This is a genomic window from Anaerovibrio sp., assembly GCF_024697385.1.
Lineage (GTDB): Bacteria > Bacillota > Negativicutes > Selenomonadales > Selenomonadaceae > Anaerovibrio.
In genome coordinates, this window is sequence record NZ_JAILFV010000205.1 from 1 (window position 1) to 4,762 (window position 4,762).

Annotated in this window: 8 protein-coding genes; 6 read left to right on the forward strand and 2 right to left on the reverse strand. The window is 41.3% G+C overall.

Going from position 1 to position 4,762, the window contains the following annotated elements; genetic code table 11:
- Nucleotides 1-66 precede the first annotated feature (66 nt).
- Nucleotides 67-294 (forward strand): ImmA/IrrE family metallo-endopeptidase, encoded by a 228-nt coding sequence (locus tag K6C05_RS10860; protein WP_296734671.1) that lies wholly within the window; start codon nucleotides 67-69, stop codon nucleotides 292-294.
- Nucleotides 295-408: 114 nt separating this feature from the next.
- Here K6C05_RS10860 and K6C05_RS10865 read toward each other — a convergent pair whose 3' ends face one another.
- Both K6C05_RS10865 and K6C05_RS10870 read right to left on the reverse strand, forming a co-directional pair.
- Nucleotides 409-807 (reverse strand): type II toxin-antitoxin system HicB family antitoxin, encoded by a 399-nt coding sequence (locus K6C05_RS10865; protein WP_296734673.1) that lies wholly within the window; start codon nucleotides 805-807, stop codon nucleotides 409-411.
- Nucleotides 808-847: 40 nt separating this feature from the next.
- Nucleotides 848-1,036 (reverse strand): type II toxin-antitoxin system HicA family toxin, encoded by a 189-nt coding sequence (locus tag K6C05_RS10870; RefSeq protein ID WP_294523055.1) that lies wholly within the window; start codon nucleotides 1,034-1,036, stop codon nucleotides 848-850.
- Nucleotides 1,037-1,338: 302 nt separating this feature from the next.
- Between K6C05_RS10870 and K6C05_RS10875 the strand changes: the two genes are divergently transcribed.
- The 5 genes from K6C05_RS10875 to K6C05_RS10895 form a co-directional block, all read left to right on the forward strand.
- Nucleotides 1,339-1,971: a hypothetical protein gene (locus tag K6C05_RS10875; protein WP_296734679.1), complete on the forward strand. Its 633-nt coding sequence runs from the start codon at nucleotides 1,339-1,341 to the stop codon at nucleotides 1,969-1,971.
- Between the two features lie 263 nt (nucleotides 1,972-2,234).
- Nucleotides 2,235-2,453, forward strand: a complete 219-nt coding sequence (locus K6C05_RS10880) for a nuclease (protein WP_296734682.1) — start codon at nucleotides 2,235-2,237, stop codon at nucleotides 2,451-2,453.
- A gap of 375 nt (nucleotides 2,454-2,828) precedes the next feature.
- On the forward strand, nucleotides 2,829-3,500 hold the full coding sequence (locus K6C05_RS10885; protein ID WP_296734686.1) for an NYN domain-containing protein: 672 nt from the start codon (nucleotides 2,829-2,831) through the stop codon (nucleotides 3,498-3,500).
- Between the two features lie 16 nt (nucleotides 3,501-3,516).
- Nucleotides 3,517-3,861 (forward strand): hypothetical protein, encoded by a 345-nt coding sequence (locus tag K6C05_RS10890; RefSeq protein WP_296734688.1) that lies wholly within the window; start codon nucleotides 3,517-3,519, stop codon nucleotides 3,859-3,861.
- A gap of 251 nt (nucleotides 3,862-4,112) precedes the next feature.
- Nucleotides 4,113-4,762 (forward strand): recombinase family protein (locus tag K6C05_RS10895; protein ID WP_296734690.1); only part of this gene is annotated, 650 nt, incomplete at its 3' end.

The following is a 4,762-nucleotide window of genomic DNA, read 5'->3' on the forward strand; positions in this document are numbered from 1 at the left end:
GATTTGGAGATAGCCGCCAACCTATTAAAGCAGTTAAAGGGTGAGGAATAACAGAGGTGATGTCATATGCTGATTGAAGGTATTGACTATCTTATCCGCCTTACCGGCGGATTGGGCTCAAAAGTAAAAGGGTTCGTCTGCGAGGATGCCGACGGGCATTACAACATATATGTCAACAAGGACCATACACGCGAACAGCAGATGCAGACCATCAGGCACGAGCTGGAGCATATAGAGAATGCGGATATGGAGTCCTCCACCCCCGCCGACCAGCTGGAGAATAAACGGCATTAGTTTAGACCATGATATAAACATGGTGAAAATAAGTAATTGCGTTTGAAAATGCGTTTGATTTCACACGATTCTCAAACGCAAAAAAAAGCCGCCCCGAAGGACGGCAATGAACTATTATACTATATTCAATTCCTTTTTGATGGCGTTCTGGAGAAGCTGGGAGAAGTTTACATTGCTTTCCCTAGCAAGAGTATCCAACCATGCCGGTATGGTACAGTTCTTCTTTACTGCGTGGCTGTCGGTGCGCTTCAGATATTCCACCTCATCATATATTACCATTGATACGAAGTCCCGGCCCTCTGTCTTAATATCAGCCGGATTTGTGGCAGCAGGTATTTCTTCTTTATCCTCTTTCAGAGTATAGAGATATATTCCCAAGGCATCCTCTGCCATTTCAATAGCTTCCTGCATAGTGTCGCCTTCCGTGACACAGCCTAATAAATCAGGAAAATGCACGGAATATCCGCCATCCTCTTCTGGATGAAATACTGCTGGATAGTACATCTTTTTCATAATCGTTACCTCCATAAATCTATATAAGGGTTTTGGGGGCTTATTTCAGCCCCGCCTGTTTCAAAATCGTGTTGTAGGTTCCCGGCTTCATGTCTTTGTTGTGCATTGGTAGGGTGATCATACCGGGCTTAGTTGGATGTTTCATAATGTGGTGTGAGCCTTTTATTCTTACTACTCTCCAACCATCATCCTCCAATATCTGCAATAGCTCTTTCGGTTTCGTATCCATTCCCTCCTTTGATTATATTATAACACTCCTTTATGCGTATTACAAGTATTTAGGCGTATTATTTTAAATAAATTTCATATAAAAAGCCGCCCACCTGGGCGACATCTTGATGGACAGCTTGTTGAAACTTGCCAACTTTTTTGTCATTCCAACAAGGGTTTCCAACAAGCTATCAACTCAAATCCGGATCTGAAATCTAAAATCCGAAACTAAAATGCGTTTGAAAATGCGTTTGATTTCACACGATTCCCAAACGCAATAAAAAAGCCGCCCAGTGAGGCGGTGAGAAAGGACCAATATGAATGGCTACCATTGATGATTATTACAAGATGATTGAAGCCAATAACAGAGCGTATAAAATCATAGAAAGTACTGTTGGTGTAGATGAGATTTCAAAAATAATGGCTCAATTACATTCTATGCCAAGAATAGAACTAACTCGGTCTTTTGCATTGCCAACAATACCACCAGCCATTATGGAACTTCAAAATACCATTGCCAGGTCTAGAGGTATAATGGGAAATCCGTTACCGATTTTTCATAATTCTACATACCTATACGAATCGGTAATGCCGGCACTTACATATATACAGGCTAATCGCCCATATTTATTCGGGCAGGTAAATTCAGTTTTATCTGGTGAAGTGACAATAGAGAAAGCACCACCTCCTGCGCCACATCGTCACAAAAGAAAAGTTAATCTCCGTAAGGCACAAGGCCTAATGGAAAAATCAAGAAATGCGGCCGTAAACGCATATATCAGCTGGGCAACTCTTTCTGAATTTAGGTTTGAAATGATACTATTTGGTATAGATAAGCTAAGTGATATAGTTGGTGAACCATTGCGTACACACCTAAACATCCTTATGATTCTTCTCGTGATTCTTTTCGTCGATACGCACGCAACCAATGAGGGCCCAGGCGAAAATAGCTAGTTCACATAATGTAGAGGTTATATTGGTTGACGATTCGGCAATTTGCTTTACTGATAAGAGCACTATTCCAACCATTATGATGAAATCAACACATTTAAGATTCTTACGCATGACGCTTCCTCACTTTCTGCAATATATTTTGTATATTATATCATTTTATTGTAAAAAATGCCTAAAACAATTAGCAAAAAGAAAACAGGCCAGCAATAAAGCCAGCCTGCAATTATGTTAAATTTTCTATACAAGAAAAGGAGTGACTGGCTATGATTAAGAAAATTGCTTTTCTTACCGTTATTGTATCTTTAGTTTTTTCTATGGCAGTTCCTGCCATGGCTACTGATTACCTATGTAATCCAAAATCCATGAAGTTCCACTACTACAGCTGCAGAACCATCAAGCACCCGGAAAATTTTATTCCGATGAGCTCCAGAGAGGAAGCTATCAATGCCGGATATAAGCCATGTGGTGTGTGCAAACCATAAAAGTCCCTGCATTAAAGTTGTGGCAAAAGCCGCCCCGGGTGGAGAGGTGAGAACGGATGGATAAAATTTGTGAGTATTTCAAAAGTTACCAGCAAGTCAAATCTAAAATCCGAAACTAAAATGCATTTGAAAATGCGTTAGATTTCACACGATTCTCAAACGCAAATAAAAAAAAACGCCCGGGATAAGGCGGTGTTATCCACAAATGTGGATGTATTATACACAAGGTTGTTAATAAATAGTATTGACAACATACAGAAAAAAAGATAGCATAATCCCAAGAAAATATGTTTATCGTGTCCTTGGGATTAAACCTCTCCACTATAAGGAGAAGCGTTCAAACCAAGGACTTTTTATATTTTAGGAGGTATAAACATGAAAACTGCGATACTTGTAGATGGCGGATTCTATAGATGCAGGGCCCGTGCCATGCTGGGGGAAGCTACCAGCGCGGAACGCGCAGAAGAATTAAGTCAGTACTGCAAAAGACACTTATTCCATCATGGTGAGATGGTATCAACCCTCTACAGAGTTTTTTATTACGACTGCATGCCTATGGAAACACCAGTCTATCATCCATATTTGAAGAGACAGGTCCTTTTTTCAAGGACTCCCCTCTACACATGGATGCACGATTTTATTAATGAGTTAAAGCAAAAACGCAAATTTGCTATCCGTTTAGGTAAATTAGCTACCGAGCAGGCACACTTTACTATAAGACCGGATATCATCAGAAAACTCTGTAACGAGAGCAAAACCTTCGACGAACTCACCGAAGCCGATTTTATGCTATCGTTAGACCAAAAAGGTGTTGATATGAAAATAGGTTTGGATATAGCAAGCCTTGCATATAAAAGGCTTGTTGATCAAATCATATTGATATCTGGAGATAGCGACTTTGTTCCCGCTGCCAAACTTGCTCGCCGCGAGGGGATAGATTTCGTATTAGACCCCCTGTTTAATCCTATTAAGCCTGATTTATTTGAACATATAGATGGGCTTCGTACCTGTGATGGGCGTTTCAACCCTTCAAATAGGAGACTCTAAAAGGAGATGACTATAAATGACGGTTTATGTTTTAAATCCAGATAAAGGATACGGGAAAAAATTTGTTGAGTTATGCGGAAAAATTCAAATAAATAGTTATGCTACCACCGATGATTTTATAAAAGCAGGATTCACAAACTATCATGAACCTTCTTTGTATTTTAGCCGTCCAATTAAAGAAGACGACAAATACCCTGTTTCCTTCAGTATTTTAGTTGACAAAAAGTCTCTTAAAATAAAAGAGTTTAATCTTCTTGATGAAAATTTCCTTCAGCCACATTTTTGCAACAGAGAAGAATATGAGCAGATTGAGCAATACACTAATATGCTGGTTAAGAAAGGCATATTGAAACGAAATTGACAATTGGTACTGAGCTATATATACTTTTATCAGAAGGAAAAAACCGTATGGTTTTTGCAGGCTCAGTATCTGGTTAGCTGGATATTGGGCTATTTTTTTATTCTAAATAAAATAAAAAAGCCGCCCCCTGCGCCAACAGGAGACGGCCCGAATGTAATCAGCCTGCGAGGTGCAAACCAATCACACTACCCAAGTGTTATTATAGCACCTCTTAGGGCTTATTGCCATACAAAGAAAGAGGTGTTTTTATTATGAAAAAAGCAGCACTGTATATCAGAGTATCCACCGAGGAACAGGCCAAGCACGGCTTTTCCCTTGGAGAGCAGCGGCACGACTTGGAAAAGTACGCAACCGCCCACCACTATGCTGTGGTGGATGTATACGCGGATGAGGGCAACACGGCCCGAAAGGCCATCAGCAAAAGGAAGGAGCTCCAGAGGCTTCTTGACGATGTGCGGGCAGGCCATATTGATGTTATCCTGCTTAAGTGCCTTGACAGGTGGTTCCGCAATGTCCGGGACTATTACAAGGTGCAGGAGGTACTGGACCAGTACGGTGTTGAGTGGGAATGTACCCAGGAGGATTATAACACCACCACAACCAACGGCCGGCTTATGCTTAACTTGAAGCTTTCCATTGCCCAGAACGAATCTGATCAAACCAGTGACCGTATCAAGTACATCAACGAGGGCAAGAAGCGGCGCAAGGAGGAATGTACCGGCAAGCACCCTTTTGCCTACAAATCCGTAGATAAGAAGCTGACCATTGTGGAAGAAGAACGGCCTATTGTGGAGTTCGCCTTTGCCCAGCTTCTCGCCGGATCCTCCAACCACTCCATAGCCAAGAAGATATGGGAGGAGTTTCATTTTGCCATAGATGCCCGCAGGGTATGGCGCATTGT

Excerpts from the sequence above, each read along its gene's own strand:
- K6C05_RS10860 (WP_296734671.1), top strand. The coding sequence starts at position 67 with ATGCTGATTGAAGGTATTGACTATCTTATCCGCCTTACCGGCGGATTG.
- K6C05_RS10865 (WP_296734673.1), bottom strand. The coding sequence starts at position 807 with ATGAAAAAGATGTACTATCCAGCAGTATTTCATCCAGAAGAGGATGGC.
- K6C05_RS10870 (WP_294523055.1), bottom strand. The coding sequence starts at position 1,036 with ATGGATACGAAACCGAAAGAGCTATTGCAGATATTGGAGGATGATGGT.
- K6C05_RS10875 (WP_296734679.1), top strand. The coding sequence starts at position 1,339 with ATGGCTACCATTGATGATTATTACAAGATGATTGAAGCCAATAACAGA.
- K6C05_RS10880 (WP_296734682.1), top strand. The coding sequence starts at position 2,235 with ATGATTAAGAAAATTGCTTTTCTTACCGTTATTGTATCTTTAGTTTTT.
- K6C05_RS10885 (WP_296734686.1), top strand. The coding sequence starts at position 2,829 with ATGAAAACTGCGATACTTGTAGATGGCGGATTCTATAGATGCAGGGCC.
- K6C05_RS10890 (WP_296734688.1), top strand. The coding sequence starts at position 3,517 with ATGACGGTTTATGTTTTAAATCCAGATAAAGGATACGGGAAAAAATTT.